Below are 16,306 nucleotides of genomic sequence, written 5' to 3'. Positions count from 1 at the left end.
GACGATCGATGGAGCTTTGAGGACGATGAGCGAGACCCCCACTGCCGCCGAGCCGGCCGCCCCGCACCGCTACACGGCCGCGCTGGCCGCGGACATCGAGGCGCGCTGGCAGGACCTCTGGGACGCGAACGGCACCTACGAGGCGCCCAACCCCGGCGGTGAGCTGGCCGGCGACCCGCAGATCGTGGAGCGGCCCCGGAAGTTCGTCATGGACATGTTCCCGTACCCCTCGGGCGCGGGCCTCCACGTTGGTCACCCGCTGGGCTACATCGCGACCGACGTCTACGCGCGCTTCCACCGCATGACGGGCCACAACGTCCTGCACACCCTCGGCTTCGACGCCTTCGGCCTGCCCGCCGAGCAGTACGCCGTGCAGACCGGCACCCACCCGCGGGTGTCCACCGAGGCCAACATCGTCAACATGAAGGCGCAGCTGCGCCGCCTGGGCCTGGGTCACGACAAGCGCCGGTCGTTCGCGACGATCGACCCCGCGTACTACAAGTGGACCCAGTGGATCTTCCTCCAGATCTTCAACTCCTGGTACGACGAGAAGGCGCGGACGGCCCGCCCGATCGCCGAGCTGGTCGAGCAGTTCGAGAGCGGGGAGCGTACGACTCCGGACGCGCGCCCGTGGAGTGAGCTGAGCGCCGCCGAGCGCTCCGACGTCCTGGGCGAGTACCGCCTGGCGTACGCCTCCGACTCGCCCGTCAACTGGTGCCCCGGCCTGGGTACCGTGCTGGCCAACGAGGAGGTCACCGCCGACGGCCGCTCCGAGCGCGGCAACTACCCCGTCTTCAAGTCCAAGCTGCGCCAGTGGAACATGCGGATCACCGCCTACGCGGACCGCCTGCTCGAGGACCTGGACGCCCTGGACTGGCCCGAGGCCATCAAGCTCCAGCAGCGCAACTGGATCGGCCGCAGCGAGGGCGCCCGCGTCGACTTCGCGGTCTCGGACGGTGTCGACGCCAAGGTCACCGTCTTCACCACCCGCCCCGACACCATCTTCGGCGCCACCTACATGGTGCTGGCCCCCGAGCACGAGCTGCTGGACTCCATCGTCCCGGCCGCGTGGCCCGAGGGCACCAAGGAGGCATGGACCGGCGGTGCGGGCACCCCGGCCGAGGCCGTCGCCGCGTACCGCAAGCAGGCCCAGGCGAAGTCCGACGTCGAGCGCCAGACCGAGGGCAAGGACAAGACCGGCGTCTTCACCGGCGCGTACGCCGTCAACCCGCTGACCGGCGCGAAGCTCCCCGTCTTCGTCGGCGACTACGTCCTGATGGGCTACGGCACCGGCGCGATCATGGCCGTGCCCGGACAGGACGAGCGCGACTGGGAGTTCGCCACCGCCTTCGAGCTGCCCATCATCCGCACCGTCCAGCCGCCCGAGGGCTGGGAGGGCGAGGCGTACACCGGCCAGGGCCCGGCGATCAACTCCGCCAACGAGGAGATCGACCTCAACGGCATGCCGGTCGACGAGGCCAAGCGCACCGTCATCGCCCACCTGAGCGAGCGCGGCATCGGCGAGGGCACCGTCAACTTCCGCCTGCGCGACTGGCTGTTCAGCCGTCAGCGCTACTGGGGCGAGCCCTTCCCGATCGTCTACGACGAGGACGGCATCGCCCACGCGCTGCCCGAGTCGATGCTCCCGCTGGAGCTGCCCGAGGTCGACGACTACACCCCGCGCACCTTCGATGCGGACGACGCCGACACCTCCCCGGAGACCCCGCTCTCCCGCAACGAGGACTGGGTCAACGTCGAGCTGGACCTGGGCGACGGGCCGAAGGCGTACCGCCGCGAGACCAACACCATGCCCAACTGGGCCGGTTCCTGCTGGTACGAGCTGCGCTACCTGGACCCGCACAACGACGAGCAGCTGGTCTCCGCCGACGCCGAGCGCTACTGGATGGGCCCCCGCGAGGGCAAGCCGCACGGCGGCGTCGACCTGTACGTCGGCGGCGCCGAGCACGCCGTGCTGCACCTGCTGTACGCGCGCTTCTGGTCGAAGGTCCTCTTCGACCTGGGCCACGTCTCCTCGGCCGAGCCGTTCCACAAGCTCTACAACCAGGGCATGATCCAGGCGTACGTCTACCGCGACGCGCGCGGCATCGCCGTCCCCGCCGCCGAAGTGGAGGAGCGCGGCGAGGCCTTCTACTACGAGGGCGGCAAGGTCAGCCGGCTGCTCGGCAAGATGGGCAAGTCCCTGAAGAACGCCGTGACGCCCGACGAGATCTGTGCCGAGTACGGGGCCGACACGCTGCGCCTGTACGAGATGGCCATGGGCCCGCTGGACGTCTCCCGCCCCTGGGACACGCGTGCCGTCGTCGGCCAGTACCGCCTGCTGCAGCGCCTGTGGCGCAATGTGGTGGACGAGAACACCGGCGAGGTCACGGTCGTCGACACCGAGCCCGACGAGGCGACGCTGCGCGCCCTGCACAAGGCCGTCGACGGCATCTCCCAGGACATGGCGAACCTGCGCTTCAACACCGCCATCGCCAAGGTGACGGAGCTGAACAACTTCGTCACCAAGCTGCCCGAGGTCCCGCGGACCGTCGCCGAGCAGCTGGTGCTGCTGATCGCCCCGCTGGCCCCGCACATCGCCGAGGAGCTGTGGCGCAAGCTCGGCCACACCGACTCGGTGGTCCACCGCGACTTCCCGGTCGCCGACCCGGCGTACCTGGTCGACGAGACGGTGACCTGCGTCGTGCAGATCAAGGGCAAGGTCCGGGCCCGCCTGGAGGTCGCCCCGTCGATCTCCGAGGAGGAGCTGGAGAAGACCGCGCTGGGCGACCCGGCGGTCGTCGCGGCGCTGGGCGGCGCCGGTGTCCGCAAGGTCATCGTGCGCGCGCCGAAGCTGGTGAACATCGTTCCGGCGTAAGGGCGCAGGGACGCAAGGCGCAAGGACGTAAGGGCATAAGGGTTTGTCCTTAAGGGCAGGTTGGGGGTTCTTCCGGAACCCGCGACCTGCCCCTTGCGTTTACGGTGGAGGGAAGGCGGGGGAGGTGACGGTCCCCCGCCGATGACCGCCGGGGCCGGAAGGGCCTGCCGAGGGCCGCCGGGCCGTGGAGGAGGGCATGCATGTGGAAGCCGCAGCCATGATCATCGCGTTGGTCTTCGCGATCGTCACCGCCTTCGTGGTGGTCGCCACGGTCAGGACGGTACGGGCGGTCAAGCGCGGCGTCGACCGCACGGTCACCCAGGCGCGGCGCACCGTCGAGGACACGCGGCTGAAGGCGAAGCAGTACACGCAGGCCGGCCCGGCGGGTGAGGTCGCCGAGCTGCGGCTGTCCCTGCGCACGTCGATGCGGGCCACGCAGGAGGTGCTGCGGGCGGGCGTCGCGGAGGATGCGTCCCTGTCCGAGTCCCTGGCCCTCTTCGAGCGGCTCAGCACGCACGGCCGCGAGCTGGACGAGGACCTCAGGAAGCTGGAGGCCGAGCCGGACCGGGGCCGCGTCGCCTCCTGTCTGCCGGAGCTGCGCGAGCGCACGGAGCGGATCACGCACTCGGCGGACTCGCTGCGCTGGGCGGCCCAGGACCGGGCGCGGCAGTTCGCGGAGGACGACCTGGCGGTGCTGAACGAGCAGATCCGGCTGGAGACGGGGGCGCTGCGGCACTGGGAGCCCGGCGTGGGGGCGGGTGCCGGGGCGAAGGACGGCGCGGCGGCGGGCGGGGCTACGGGTGTCCGTGCGGCCGCCGGGACCGGGGCTGCGGACGCCGCCGGCGACGTTGCGGACGCTGCCGTCGGCGAGTCCGCGCGGCCCGCGCTCACCGGGCGGAATGCCCAGTGGCAGGCGGGGTACTCCTGGCAGAAGGCGAAGCGTCCGGAGAGCACTGCCTGACGCACCCGGCGGAGGGGTCGGCGGGGCGGCCGAAACGATCATGAAGCCTGGGGCCGCACTGCCGCCGGGGCGGCCCGAGGGGTAACCTCCGGGGCATGTCCCGCCATGTCGCGATCATCACCGATTCCACGGCCTACCTGCCACCGCAGGAGATGGCGCGGCACAGCATCACCGCCGTACCGCTGACGGTCGTGCTGGGCGACGAAGCACTCGAGGAGGGCACCGGGATCTCGGCCCGGTCGGTCGCCCAGGCCCTCCAGAAACGCAGGCCGGTCACCACCTCCCGGCCGGCCCCCGAGGTCTTCGCGGCCGCCTACCGCGCCGCCGCCGAGGCCGGTGCCGAGGGCATCGTCTCCCTCCACCTCTCCGCCGAGTTCTCCGGCACGTACGACGCGGCGCTGCTCGCGGCGCGGGAGGCGCCCGTGCCCGTCCGGGTCGTCGACACCGGCATGGTCGCCATGGCCCTGGGCTTCTGCGCCCTGGCCGCGGCCGAGGCCGCGCAGGCGGGTGGCACCCTCGACGAGGCGGTGGTCGCCGCCGAGAAGCGCGCCCAGGGCACAGCCGCGTACTTCTACGTCGACACCCTCGACTACCTGCGGCGCGGCGGCCGCATCGGCGCGGCGCAGGCGCTGCTGGGCTCCGCACTGGCCGTCAAGCCGCTGCTCCAGCTGGACGGCGGCCGCATCGAGCTGCGGGAGAAGGTCCGTACGGCCGCCAAGGCGATTGCCCGCCTGGAGGAGATCGCGGTCGAGCGGGCGGGTGCCGCGCCCGTCGACATCGCGGTGCACCACCTGGCCTCTCCCGAACGGGCCGAGCGGCTGGCGGAGCGGCTGCGGGAGCGGGTGCCGGGGCTGGCGGACCTGCACGTCAGCGAGGTGGGCGCGGTCATCGGGGCGCACACGGGCCCGGGGCTGGTGGGTGTGGTGGTCTCGGCGCGGTAGGGCCGGGGTGTCTTCGGGGTGCCGGTGTGACTCATGTGAGCCTTGCGGGTGACCGGGTTTTCCACAACTGCCGGGTTTTCCACGGAATTCGATCCGTCTCTGCGCGGTGCAGCGGATCCGTCTAGGGTCGCGTGCCATGACCGCCTCGTCACACACCGTTACGGCCCCGGCTTCCCCTGTGGCTCCTCCTGTGGCTTCTCTTGTGGATGTCGGTGCGCTGCGCGACCGCGTCGCGTCGGCGTCGCCCGGCCCCGGCCGGCTGCGGGGCGGCCGGTGGGACGCCGTGCGCGAGCGGCTGCCGGGGTGGCTGCGCCCGCGGTGCGGCATCGAGCCGAGGGCGCTCGCCGCGCTGGCGGTGGTGCTGCTGGCGGCGGGGCTCTTCGCGGCGTACCACCTCTGGGCCGGGCGCCCGCGGACGGTGCGGGCGCCGGTCAGGGACGCCCCGGTCGCGGCGGTGGCCTCACCGGCCGCTTCGCCGGTCCGTGCCCCGGTCCCCGATCCTGTCCCTGCCCCGGGGCCGCCGCGGGCTCCCGCGCGGGAGGTGGTGGTGGACGTGACGGGCAAGGTGCGGCATCCCGGAGTCCTGCGCCTGCCGTCCGGTTCTCGGGTCGCCGATGCACTGGAGGCGGCGGGCGGAGCCCGGCCGGGGGTGGACACGGACGGGCTCAACCGGGCGCGGCTGCTCGCCGACGGCGAGCAGATCGTGGTGGGCGGCACCGCGGCGCCGGGGCCCGCGGGGGTGCCGGGCGCGGGCGTGGGCGTGGGCGGCCCCGACGGTCCGGGTGGCTCTGCCGGTCCGGTCAGCCTGAACTCGGCGACCCTCGAACAGCTGGAAGCCCTACCCGGCGTGGGCCCGGTCCTGGCCCGGCACATCCTGGACTACCGCACCCAGCACGGCGGTTTCCGCTCCGTCGCCGACCTCCGGCATGTCAACGGCATCGGCGCCCGCCGCTTCACCGACCTCGAACCGCTGGTCCGGCCATGACGGCCACGACAGGCATGACGGCCATGACGGCGACCGCCGGAGCCGGGAGCGACGTCCGGCCCGCGCCGCGCCAAGGCGGCCCGCCCGACCTGCGGTTGGTGCTCCCGGCGCTGGCCGTGTGGGGCGCGGCGGCGGTGGCGCTCACCGCGGACGGCGGGACGGTCGCCGCCGGATGCGCCGTGGCGGTGCTCGCGGCCGTGGCGCTGCTCGTCGTGACGCGCCGCGCCCCGGGCGGCACCGGAGGCGGAACGACTGGGGCAGGTGCGGGAGTTCGCGCCGCGGTGGCGGCCGTCCTGCTGTGCGCCGCGGCCGGTGGGGCGGTGGGGGCGGCGGCGGGCGCCGGAGCGCGCCGCGGGCCGCTGCCCGAACTGGCGCGGCGGTACGCCCGCGTGACGGTCGAGGCAACGGTCACCGCGGACCCCCGGGCCACCCGGCCCCGGGTGCGCGGCTCCGAGCACACCGAACCGGCGGTGGTGGTCGAGGCCGAGGCGACCCGGGTCACGGGCCCGCGGGGTGCGACCGCCGTCCGTACCCCGCTCCTGCTGATCGCCCCACGCTCCTGGCTGGGGCTGCTGCCCTCCAGCCGGATTCGGGCGGAGGGCCGGCTCGCCCCGCCCTCCCGCGACGGCGACCGGTTCACCGCAGTCCTGCGCATCGCCGGCCAGGACCCGCCCCGCGTCGTCGAACCGCCCTCGGCCGTGCAGCGCGCGGCCGCCCGGCTCCGCGCGGGCCTGCGGGCCGCGACGGACGGACTGCGCCCGGACGCCCGCGCGCTGCTGCCGGGACTGGTGGTCGGCGACACCTCCCGGGTCCCGCCCGACCTCGAAGAAGCCTTCCGCACCACGGACCTGACACACCTGCTGGCCGTGTCGGGCGGCAACTTCACCATCCTGCTCGCCTTCCTCATCGGGCCTCCTCACCTCGCCGGGCGCGCCGAGCGGCGCGGGCTCGCGGCGCGGCTGGGGATCCCGCTGCGGCTCACGGCCGTGCTCGGCGGCGTACTCGCCCTGGGCTTCGTGGTCGTGTGCCGCCCCGGTCCGAGCGTGCTGCGGGCCGCCGCCTGCGGCCTGATCACGCTGCTGGCCATCGGCACGGGGCGCCGCCGCAGCCTGCTGCCCGCCCTCTCGGCCGCGGTCCTGCTGCTGGTCCTCTACGACCCCTGGCTGGCGCGCAGTTACGGCTTCCTGCTGTCCGTACTGGCCACCGGGGCGCTCCTGACGGTGGCCCCGCGCTGGGGCGCGGCCCTGCGGCGGCGCGGGGTGCCGCCGCGGCTCGCCGAGGCCCTGGCCGCGGCGGGGGCGGCGCAGGCCGTGTGCGCGCCGGTGATCGTCGTGCTGGCGGCACGGGTGAGCCTGGTGGCGGTGCCCTGCAACCTCCTCGCCGAACCGGCCGTCGCCCCGGCCACGGTCCTGGGCTTCGCCGCCCTGGCCGCCGCCCCGGTGGCGCTGCCGGTCGCCAAGTGCCTCGCCTGGCTCGCCGGGTGGCCCGCCGCCTGGACGGCGGCCGTGGCCCGTACGGGCGCGGAACTGCCCGGCGCGGAGCTGTCGTGGCCCGGCGGCTGGGCCGGCGCGCTGCTGCTCGCCCTGCTCCTGCTGCCCGCCGTGCCGGTGGCCCGGCGGGTGCTGCGGAGCCCCTGGGCGCGGGCGGGCTGCGCGCTGCTGCTGGTGCTCGCGGTGGTCCGCCCGGTCCCGCTGACGCGCGCCGTCACGGGCTGGCCGCCGCCCGACTGGCGGCTGGTGGCCTGCGACGTGGGGCAGGGGGATGCGCTGGCCCTGGCCGCGGGCGACGGCGCGGCCGTGGTCGTGGACGCCGGGCCCGAGCCGCGCGCGGTCGACCGCTGCCTGCGGCGGCTGGGCGTCGAGAGGGTGCCGCTCCTGCTGCTGAGCCACTTCCACGCCGACCACGTCGACGGGCTGCCCGGCGTGCTGCGCGGCCGGGCGGTCGGGCTGATCGAGACGACCACGCTCGACCGGCCGCCCGGCCGGGCCGCGTTCGTGCGCCGCGAGGCCGAGCGGGCCCGCGTCCCGGTGGTGGCGGCCGTGGCGGGGGAGCGGCGGCACCTCGGCGGGCTCTCCTGGGAGGTGCTGTGGCCGCCGCCCGCCGGGACCTCCTTCGCCGCCGAGGACGGGCCCAACGACGCCAGCGTCGCGCTCCTCGTCCGCACCGCCGGCCTGACCGCGCTGCTCCTGGGCGACCTGGAGCCGCCGGCCCAGCGGGAGCTGTGGGCGGCCCACCCGGACCTGCCGCAGGTGGACGTCCTCAAGGTCGCCCACCACGGCTCCGCCTACCAGGACCCGGCGCTGCTGGGCGGGCTCCGCCCCCGGCTGGCACTCGTCTCCGCAGGCGCCGGGAACCCCTACGGCCACCCCGCCGCCCGCACGCTCGCGGCACTCCGCTCCTGGGGCGCGGTGGTGCTGCGCACGGACACCGACGGCCCGATCGCCGTGACCGGTGCGGCGACTGCCGTCACCGGGCGGCGGAGGGGCACCCGCCGCCGGGCGCGACCTAGGACCGCAGCCCGATGCCGAACCCTCCCCACCTGCGGCATAACTGATCCATGGACACCACAGGCATCGACGCCTACCTCCGCCGCATCAACGCCACCCGCCCGGCCGCCCCCGACGCCGCGGCCCTCCGGGACCTGCACTTCCGGCACCTGGGCGCCGTGCCGTTCGAGAACCTCTCGATCCACCTCGGCGAGGAGATCGTGCTCGAGGGCGAGGCCCTTGTGGACAAGATCGTCCACGGTGGGCGGGGCGGCTTCTGCTACGAGCTCAACGGCGCGTTCGCGGAGCTGCTGACGGCCCTCGGATTCCGGGTGAGCCTGCTGGCGGGGCGGGTCCTGGGGCCGGACGGGCGGTTCGGGATCCCCTTCGACCACCTGGCGCTGAAGGTCGAGACGGCCGGTGCGGACGGGAAGCCGGAGGCGTGGCTGGTGGACATCGGGTTCGGCCGGAACAGCCACTACCCGCTGCGGTTCGACGAGCGCGGCGAGCAGTCCGATCCGGCCGGGGTGTTCCGGATCGTGGAGGTGGCGGGCACGGACGGCGACCTGGACGTCGTCAAGGACGGCCAGGTGCAGTACCGCCTGGAGCAGCGGCCCCGGGAGCTGGGCGACTTCGAGGCCGGTGCCTGGTGGCATCGCACCTCGCAGAAGTCGCCGTTCACCCAGATGCTGCTGTGTTCGCGGCTCACCGGGACCGGCCGGGTCACCATCAGCAACCGCACGCTGGTGACGACGACGGGGCACGCGGGCGACGCCGGGGGAGAGGAGCGCCTGGAGCGGACGCTGGCCGAGGACGAGGTCCTGGCCGCCTACCGGGAGCACTTCGGTATAGCGCTGGACCGGACCCCCGAGGTGAGGGCCGCGGCCCACTGACCGCTAGGGGGTGTCTGATGGATCTCCGCGGGGAAGGAGCGCCCGCCGCGCAGCGGCCGAAGACCGCAGTCGGTGCGTGCTCTCGGCGTGCCGGCCGGAAGCCCTCGTACTGGGCGTACTTGGGCTTTCGGCCGGTGCGCCGAAGGGGGCACCTCCCTGCTCGAGCGAAGCCGAGAGCTTGGGGGCGCGTGCCGGGCGTCGCGACGCCGCGGAGATCCATCAGACACCCCCTAGGGGGTCATTCGGTCTCGAGCCAGCCGTCGTACTCCTCGGCCAGTTCGCGGAGGGCGGCGGCGCTCAGCTCGCCGTCCGGGTCCTCGATGACGACGAGCCACTGGGCGTCCTCGGCGTCGTCCTCGCCGGCGAGGGCCTCCCGCACGATCTGCGGGTCGTCGTCCAGGACGAATCGCCGGCCGGCCTCTTCCGCCACCTCTTCGGCGGCGTCGCGGTCGGGCAGCACCAGCAGGTGCCGTACGGAATCGGAGGAAGCGGAGTAGGAGAAGGCGCTGGTCACCCGCATATTGTGCGGCATGCCTCCCGGTGCTTCGGAGGGGAGTGTCACTGTTGCATGGGATGCTGGACGCGATGGCCAGGAAGACTGCAACCGACGACCCCCTCGCGCCCGTCACGCTCGCCGTGGGGCAGGAGGATCTGCTCCTCGACCGCGCCGTGCAGGAGGTGGTGGCGGCCGCCCGGGCCGCGGACGCGGACACCGACGTGCGGGACCTCGCGCCCGATGCCCTCCAGCCCGGCACGCTCGCCGAGCTGACCAGCCCGTCGCTGTTCGCCGAGCGCAAGGTCGTGATCGTCCGCAACGCCCAGGACCTGTCCGCGGACACGGTCAAGGACGTGAAGGGCTATCTCGCCGCGCCCGCCGAGGAGATCACCCTCGTGCTCCTGCACGCGGGCGGCGCCAAGGGCAAGGGCCTGCTGGACGCGGCCCGCAAGGCCGGGGCCCGGGAGGTCGCGTGCCCGAAGATGACCAAGCCCGCCGACCGTCTGGCCTTCGTCCGCTCGGAGTTCCGGGCGACGGGCCGCTCGGCCACGCCGGAGGCGTGCCAGGCCCTGGTGGACGCGATCGGCAGCGACCTGCGCGAGCTGGCGAGCGCGTGTGCGCAGCTGGTCGCGGACATCGAGGGCGTCATCGACGAGTCCGTCGTCTCCCGCTACTACACGGGCCGTGCCGAGGCGTCGAGCTTCACGGTCGCCGACCGTGCCGTGGAGGGCCGGGCGGCCGAGGCGCTGGAGGCCCTGCGCTGGGCGCTCTCCACCGGGGTCGCCCCCGTGCTGATCACCAGCGCCCTGGCCCAGGGCGTCCGCTCCATCGGCAAGCTGGCCTCCGCCCCGCGCGGCGCGCGCCCCGGCGACCTGGCCCGCGACCTGGGCATGCCGCCGTGGAAGATCGACCGGGTGCGGCAGCAGATGCGCGGCTGGTCGGCGGACGGCGTGGCAACGGCGCTCACGGCGATCGCGGAGGCGGACGCGGGCGTGAAGGGCGGCGGGGACGACCCGGAGTACGCGCTGGAAAAAGCGGTAGTGGCAGTAGCCCGAGCAGCCCGCACCCGCGGCTGAGGGGGGGGCAAAATCAGCCCGTCCGGCGTTTGAGGACGATCGCGCGCAGCGCGGTCCCGGGGTCTGGGGCGCAGCCCCAGTTTCGGGGAGGGGCGGGATCGGGGAAAAACACCCCCCCCAACGCCCGAAGGCCCCGCGTCACCCTTGGGGAAAGGGCGACCCGGGGCCTCCGAGATCGTTCATGCGAGCCGTCAGGCTCGTGCCGCACCCGCGTGGCGAACGACCGGGCGCGGCGGGTTGCCGGGAACGGAGCGGTAGAGGGGCCGCTTCAGTCCGTACCGGCGGGGGGCCGGGGCTCACGCCCCGGAGAGGCTTCAGCCCTTGAGGGAAGCAGCCTGCTTGGCCAGCGCCGACTTCTTGTTGGCGGCGGCGTTCTTGTGCAGGACACCCTTGCTGGCAGCCTTGTCGAGCTTCTTGCCGGCCAGGGCGACGGCGGCGGTGGCCTTCTCGGCGTCGCCGGCGACGATGGCCTCGCGGGCCGCACGGATGGCGGTCTTGACCGAGGACTTGACGGCCTTGTTACGCAGGCGCGCCTTCTCGTTGGTCTTGATCCGCTTCATCTGGGACTTGATGTTCGCCACGAAAAGAGCCTTTTCAGGTTCGTTGGATTTCGATCAGTGCCCGGTCGGGAGACCGAAGCCGCGTGAGAGGCACGGCAGGCACAGTGCACCAGGCTACCAGCAGCCGCTCGGCCGTCCCAAACCGGACCGTACCCGTCGCTCGTGGGACCATGGAGGAGTCGTATACCCGACTCCCGCCGAGACTGGCGTTCAAACGCCGAAGTCACCGAATGGATCCTGCGTGCCCGCGACCCCTACCAACGTGCCCGAGCCGAGCCGTACCGACCCGGCTCTGATCCGTAACTTCTGCATCATCGCGCACATCGACCACGGCAAGTCGACGCTCGCCGACCGGATGCTTCAGCTGACCGGCGTGGTCGACCAGCGGCAGATGCGCGCGCAGTACCTCGACCGGATGGACATCGAGCGCGAGCGCGGCATCACGATCAAGTCCCAGGCGGTCCGGCTGCCCTGGGCGCCCACCGAGGGCGAGGGCGCGGGCACGACCCACATCCTCAACATGATCGACACGCCGGGTCACGTGGACTTCACCTACGAGGTCTCGCGCTCCCTCGCCGCCTGCGAGGGCTGCATCCTCCTGGTGGACGCCGCCCAGGGCATCGAGGCCCAGACCCTCGCCAACCTCTACCTGGCGATGGAGAACGACCTCACGATCATCCCGGTCCTGAACAAGATCGACCTGCCGGCCGCCCAGCCCGAGAAGTTCGCCGCCGAGCTGGCCAACCTCGTCGGCTGCGAGCCCGAGGATGTGCTGCGGGTCTCCGCCAAGACCGGCGTGGGCGTCGACGCCCTGCTCGACCGCGTGGTCGCCACCGTCCCGGCGCCGGTCGGCGTCAAGGACGCCCCGGCCCGCGCGATGATCTTCGACTCGGTCTACGACGCCTACCGGGGCGTCGTGACGTACGTGAAGGTCGTCGACGGCACGCTCAGCAAGCGCGAGCGCATCAAGATGATGTCGACCGGCGCGGCCCACGAGCTGCTGGAGATCGGCACCAACTCGCCGGAGATGACCCCGGCCGACGGCCTGTCCGTCGGTGAGGTGGGCTACCTGATCACCGGTGTGAAGGACGTCCGCCAGTCCAAGGTGGGTGACACCATCACCCAGCTGAACAACGGCGCCACCGACGCCCTGGGCGGCTACAAGGACCCCAAGCCCATGGTGTTCTCCGGCCTGTACCCGCTGGACGGCTCGGACTACCCCGAGCTGCGCGAGGCCCTCGACAAGCTCCAGCTCAACGACGCCGCGCTGGTGTACGAGCCGGAGACCTCGGCGGCGCTCGGCTTCGGCTTCCGCGTGGGCTTCCTCGGCCTGCTGCACCTGGAGGTCGTCCGGGAGCGCCTGGAGCGCGAGTTCGGTCTGGACCTCATCGCCACCGCCCCCAACGTGGTCTACCGCGTGAACATGGAGGACGGTTCCGAGCACACGGTGACCAACCCGAGCGAGTTCCCCATCGGCAAGATCGCCGAGGTGCACGAGCCGGTCGTCCGGGCCACCATCCTGACCCCGAGCGAGTTCATCGGCGCGATCATGGAGCTGTGCCAGACCCGGCGCGGCGTGCTGCTCGGCATGGACTACCTCTCCGAGGACCGCGTCGAGATCCGCTACACCCTGCCCCTCGCCGAGGTCGTCTTCGACTTCTTCGACCAGCTGAAGTCCAAGACCCGCGGCTACGCCTCGCTCGACTACGAGCCCACCGGCGAGCAGACCGCCGACCTGGTCAAGGTCGACATCCTGCTGCACGGCGACAAGGTCGACGCCTTCTCGGCGATCACGCACAAGGACAAGGCGTACGCGTACGGCGTGCGGCTGGTCGCCAAGCTGCGCGAGCTGATCCCCAGGCAGAACTTCGAGGTGCCGATCCAGGCCGCCATCGGCTCCCGGGTCATCGCCCGCGAGACCGTCCGCGCCATCCGCAAGGACGTCCTCGCCAAGTGCTACGGCGGTGACATCTCCCGTAAGCGGAAGCTGCTGGAGAAGCAGAAGGAAGGCAAGAAGCGGATGAAGATGGTCGGCAACGTGGAGGTGCCGCAGGAGGCCTTCATCGCCGTCCTGTCCAGCGACGAAGGCGGCGAGAAGGGCAAGAAGTAGCCCAAGCGGCCCAAGCGGCCATTTGGGCCGGCAGGCCGGAGACCGCCGCGAGGCGGCCGAAAGGGGCCCGTTCCCGTTCCGGGGGCGGGCCCCTTTCGCATGTCGGCCCGCTATGGGCTCTTACGCGACGGCCGCCTCGGCTCTACTCTGATCACTGCTCGAGGTTACTCACGAGTCACCAGCAGTCCAGCAACGAAGCGGGCCCCGGAGGATGCCGTGACCGAGACACAGACTTTGATCGAGAACCGGCCGCCCTCCGTCGCGGCCCTCTTCCTCGAGCGGGTCGAGGCCACCCCGGACGCGGAGGCGTACCGCTATCCCGTCCCGTCCCTCTCCGGCCAGGGCCCCGACGACTGGGCGTCGCTCACCTGGCGCCAGGCCGCCGACCGGGTGACGGCCGTCGCCGCCGGCCTGATCGACCTCGGCATCCTCCCCGAGGAGCGGGTCGCCCTCGCCTCGAGCACCCGGGTGGACTGGATCCTGGCCGACCTCGGGATCATGTGCTCCGGCGCCGCCACCACCCCCGTCTACCCCAGCACCAACGCCGACGAGACGGCGTTCATGCTCGGCGACGCCGAGTGCCGGGTCCTGATCGCCGAGAACGCCGCCCAGCTCGCCAAGGCCCGCAAGCACCGCGCGGAGCTGCCCGCGCTGGCCCACGTCGTCGTCATCGAGGCCGCCGACGCCGTCCCCGCGGAGGACGACCCGGACGGCTGGGTGCTCTCCCTCGCCGAGCTGGAGAAGCGCGGGGCCGCCCGCCTCGAGGAGCAGCCCGGCCTCGTACGGGACCGCGTCGCCGCCCTGCGCGCCGACCAGCTGGCCACGCTCATCTACACCTCCGGCACCACCGGACGCCCCAAGGGCGTGCGCCTCCTGCACGACGCCTGGGCGTACATGGCCCGCGCGATCGAGGCGACCGGGCTGGCGCGCCCCGACGACGTCCAGTACCTGTGGCTGCCGCTCGCGCACGTCTTCGGGAAGGTGCTCACCGCGGGGCAGATCGCGGTCGGCCACGTCACCGCGGTCGACGGGCGGGTCGACAAGATAGTGGAGAACCTCGCGGTCGTCCGGCCCACCTACATGGCCGCTGTGCCCCGCATCTTCGAGAAGGTCTACAACGGCGTCGCGGCCAAGGCCCGCGAGGGCGGCGGGGCCAAGTACAAGATCTTCCGCTGGGCCGCGGAGACCGCCCGCGAGTACGCCCGGGTCTCCCAGGACAACTTCCGCCGCACCGGGAGCAAGAGCGTGCCCTTCGGGCTCGCCGTCCGGCACCGGGCCGCCGACGTGCTCGTCTACGCCAAGATCCGCGAGGCCTTCGGCGGCCGGCTGCGCGCCTGTGTCTCCGGCGCCTCCGCCCTCGCCCCCGACATCGGCCTGTTCTTCTCCGGCGCGGGCATCCACATCCTGGAGGGCTACGGCCTCACCGAGACCAGCGCCGCCAACCTCGTCAACCCCGGCGAGGCCTATCGCACGGGCACCGTCGGCAAGCCGCTGCCGGGCACGGAGGTCCGCATCGCCGACGACGGCGAGATCCTGCTGCGCAGCCCGGGCGTCATGGCGGGCTACCACCGGCAGCCGGAGAAGACCGCCGAAGTCCTGGAGCCCGACGGCTGGTTCCACACCGGCGACATCGGCGAGCTGTCCGCGGACGGCTACCTGCGCATCACCGACCGGAAGAAGGACCTGATCAAAACGTCCGGCGGGAAGTACATCGCCCCGGCCGAGGTCGAGGGCCGCTTCAAGGCCGTGTGCCCGTTCGTCTCCAACATCCTGGTGCACGGCGCCGACCGGAACTTCTGCACCGCGCTGATCGCCCTGGACGGCCCCGCCATCCAGGGCTGGGCGGACGAGCACGGCCTCGCGGACAAGCCCTACGCCGAGGTGGTCGCCGCCAAGGAGACCGAGGAGCTGATCCAGGGGTACGTGCAGCGGCTCAACGAGGGCCTCCAGAGCTGGCAGACGATCAAGAAGTTCCGGCTGCTGCCGCGCGACCTCGACGTCGAGCACGGCGAGCTGACGCCCAGCCTCAAGCTCAAGCGGCCGGTCGTCGAGCGGGAGTACAAGCACCTGATCGAGGAGATGTACGCGGGCGCGCGGGAGGCGTGAGCCACGGGCGACGGGACGGGCGGTACGGGCGGGACGGGGCGAGCGGGAAGAAGGTGACGCGGCCGCGGTGCGGGCGGGACGGCCGCCCGTCTGCACACCCGGGCCTGCCCGGGCCGCTCACCCCCCGCCCGCGCTGCCCGTCCCGCCCCGCATCCGCCGCAGTGAGTCCGCCACGCCCGTGACGCACGAGCGCAGCTCGGCGAGGCCCGTGCCGTCGCCGGACAGCCCCGCCTCGGCCGCCGCCAGCCGGTCCGCCAGCTCCTCCAGGCACTCGTGCTCGTGGGCCCGCTGCCGGCACAGCCGGTGCAACTGCCGGTTCTTGCGGTGCAGTTCCAGGAAGACCGCGACCTTCGCACGCAGCACCCAGGGGTCGAACGGCTTCGCGACATAGTCGGCGGCGCCCATGGCGTAGCCGGGGGAGGCGTAGTCGCGCCAGGTGTCCCAGCCGGCGTCGCCGCCGGTCAGCAGGATGATCGGGACGTCCTTGGCCCGGCCGAGCCGTTTGACGTGCGCCGCCGCCTCGAAGCCGTCCCCGCCCGGGCCGGCCGCGGCGTACGCGCCGTCCCCGTCCGGCAGCGCCGCGTCGAGCAGGACGACCGCGAAGTCCCCGCGCAGCAGGGCGGCCACGGCCTCCTCGCCGGACCGGGCCCGCACCAGGGGCTCGCCCAGCGGCGACAGCACGGCCTCCAGCGCGGTGAGGCTGTCCTCCAGGTCGTCCACGAGGAGGATGCCCGCACCCGCGCCGCCCGCCGTCCCGTCACACGTCCGAACAGCCGTTTCCCCACTCATAGCGGCTCACTTACCCGACTCGGTGCAC

The 16,306-nt window shown here is 73.2% G+C and carries 12 protein-coding genes; 9 read left to right on the top strand and 3 right to left on the bottom strand.

Annotated features, from left to right (window positions below; all coding sequences use genetic code 11):
• Window positions 1-25 precede the first annotated feature (25 nt).
• The 6 genes from leuS to AC1Z4A_RS09525 all read left to right on the top strand — a co-directional run bounded on the left by leuS (window position 26) and on the right by AC1Z4A_RS09525 (window position 9,141).
• Window positions 26-2,875, top strand: a complete 2,850-nt coding sequence (gene leuS, locus AC1Z4A_RS09550) for a leucine--tRNA ligase (RefSeq protein WP_483677453.1) — start codon at window positions 26-28, stop codon at window positions 2,873-2,875.
• Between the two features lie 202 nt (window positions 2,876-3,077).
• The gene (locus AC1Z4A_RS09545) at window positions 3,078-3,836 is read left to right on the top strand and encodes a hypothetical protein (protein WP_483683546.1); all 759 of its coding nucleotides are present in this window, start codon (window positions 3,078-3,080) and stop codon (window positions 3,834-3,836) included.
• A gap of 95 nt (window positions 3,837-3,931) precedes the next feature.
• Complete coding sequence (locus AC1Z4A_RS09540; RefSeq protein WP_483677452.1) at window positions 3,932-4,777, top strand: DegV family protein; 846 nt, start codon at window positions 3,932-3,934, stop codon at window positions 4,775-4,777.
• A 190-nt stretch (window positions 4,778-4,967) separates the two neighbouring features.
• Window positions 4,968-5,762 carry a ComEA family DNA-binding protein gene (locus tag AC1Z4A_RS09535; RefSeq protein ID WP_483677451.1) on the top strand — a complete coding sequence of 265 codons (795 nt, stop codon included), beginning with the start codon at window positions 4,968-4,970 and terminating at the stop codon, window positions 5,760-5,762.
• Window positions 5,759-8,563 (top strand): ComEC/Rec2 family competence protein, encoded by a 2,805-nt coding sequence (locus tag AC1Z4A_RS09530; protein WP_483677450.1) that lies wholly within the window; start codon window positions 5,759-5,761, stop codon window positions 8,561-8,563. The genes AC1Z4A_RS09535 and AC1Z4A_RS09530 overlap by 4 nt, the downstream gene beginning before the upstream one ends.
• A complete protein-coding gene (locus AC1Z4A_RS09525) occupies window positions 8,449-9,141 on the top strand; it encodes an arylamine N-acetyltransferase family protein (protein ID WP_483683545.1) in 693 nt (230 codons plus the stop codon). Before AC1Z4A_RS09530 ends, AC1Z4A_RS09525 begins: the two co-directional genes overlap by 115 nt.
• 238 nt (window positions 9,142-9,379) lie before the next feature.
• On the opposite strand, the gene AC1Z4A_RS09520 is transcribed toward AC1Z4A_RS09525, so the two are convergent.
• A complete protein-coding gene (locus tag AC1Z4A_RS09520) occupies window positions 9,380-9,661 on the bottom strand; it encodes a hypothetical protein (RefSeq protein WP_483683544.1) in 282 nt (93 codons plus the stop codon).
• Between the two features lie 65 nt (window positions 9,662-9,726).
• Here AC1Z4A_RS09520 and holA point away from each other — a divergent pair, with 65 nt between their 5' ends.
• The gene (gene holA, locus AC1Z4A_RS09515) at window positions 9,727-10,713 is read left to right on the top strand and encodes a DNA polymerase III subunit delta (RefSeq protein WP_483677449.1); all 987 of its coding nucleotides are present in this window, start codon (window positions 9,727-9,729) and stop codon (window positions 10,711-10,713) included.
• A 314-nt stretch (window positions 10,714-11,027) separates the two neighbouring features.
• Here holA and rpsT read toward each other — a convergent pair whose 3' ends face one another.
• Window positions 11,028-11,294 (bottom strand): 30S ribosomal protein S20, encoded by a 267-nt coding sequence (gene rpsT, locus AC1Z4A_RS09510; protein WP_483677448.1) that lies wholly within the window; start codon window positions 11,292-11,294, stop codon window positions 11,028-11,030.
• 220 nt (window positions 11,295-11,514) lie between these two features.
• On the opposite strand from rpsT, the gene lepA reads away from it, so the two are divergent.
• Both lepA and AC1Z4A_RS09500 read left to right on the top strand, forming a co-directional pair.
• Window positions 11,515-13,383: a translation elongation factor 4 gene (lepA, locus tag AC1Z4A_RS09505; RefSeq protein ID WP_483677447.1), complete on the top strand. Its 1,869-nt coding sequence runs from the start codon at window positions 11,515-11,517 to the stop codon at window positions 13,381-13,383.
• A 216-nt stretch (window positions 13,384-13,599) separates the two neighbouring features.
• Window positions 13,600-15,489, top strand: coding sequence for an AMP-dependent synthetase/ligase (locus tag AC1Z4A_RS09500; RefSeq protein WP_483677446.1), 1,890 nt, complete (start codon window positions 13,600-13,602; stop codon window positions 15,487-15,489).
• Between the two features lie 117 nt (window positions 15,490-15,606).
• Here the strand turns inward: AC1Z4A_RS09500 and AC1Z4A_RS09495 are convergent, their stop codons facing one another.
• The gene (locus tag AC1Z4A_RS09495) at window positions 15,607-16,278 is read right to left on the bottom strand and encodes a response regulator (RefSeq protein ID WP_483677445.1); all 672 of its coding nucleotides are present in this window, start codon (window positions 16,276-16,278) and stop codon (window positions 15,607-15,609) included.
• Window positions 16,279-16,306: the final 28 nt, after the last annotated feature.

This window comes from Streptomyces sp. 17_S59 (assembly GCF_056930295.1).
Note: the sequence above shows the minus strand (reverse complement) of the source record. Positions and strands in the feature narration are given on the sequence as shown.

What these genes read in the sequence shown, in the direction of transcription:
- leuS (WP_483677453.1), top strand. Translation starts at nt 26, where the DNA reads ATGAGCGAGACCCCCACTGCCGCCGAGCCGGCCGCCCCGCACCGCTAC.
- AC1Z4A_RS09540 (WP_483677452.1), top strand. Translation starts at nt 3,932, where the DNA reads ATGTCCCGCCATGTCGCGATCATCACCGATTCCACGGCCTACCTGCCA.
- AC1Z4A_RS09530 (WP_483677450.1), top strand. Translation starts at nt 5,759, where the DNA reads ATGACGGCCACGACAGGCATGACGGCCATGACGGCGACCGCCGGAGCC.
- AC1Z4A_RS09520 (WP_483683544.1), bottom strand. Translation starts at nt 9,661, where the DNA reads ATGCGGGTGACCAGCGCCTTCTCCTACTCCGCTTCCTCCGATTCCGTA.
- holA (WP_483677449.1), top strand. Translation starts at nt 9,727, where the DNA reads ATGGCCAGGAAGACTGCAACCGACGACCCCCTCGCGCCCGTCACGCTC.
- AC1Z4A_RS09495 (WP_483677445.1), bottom strand. Translation starts at nt 16,278, where the DNA reads ATGAGTGGGGAAACGGCTGTTCGGACGTGTGACGGGACGGCGGGCGGC.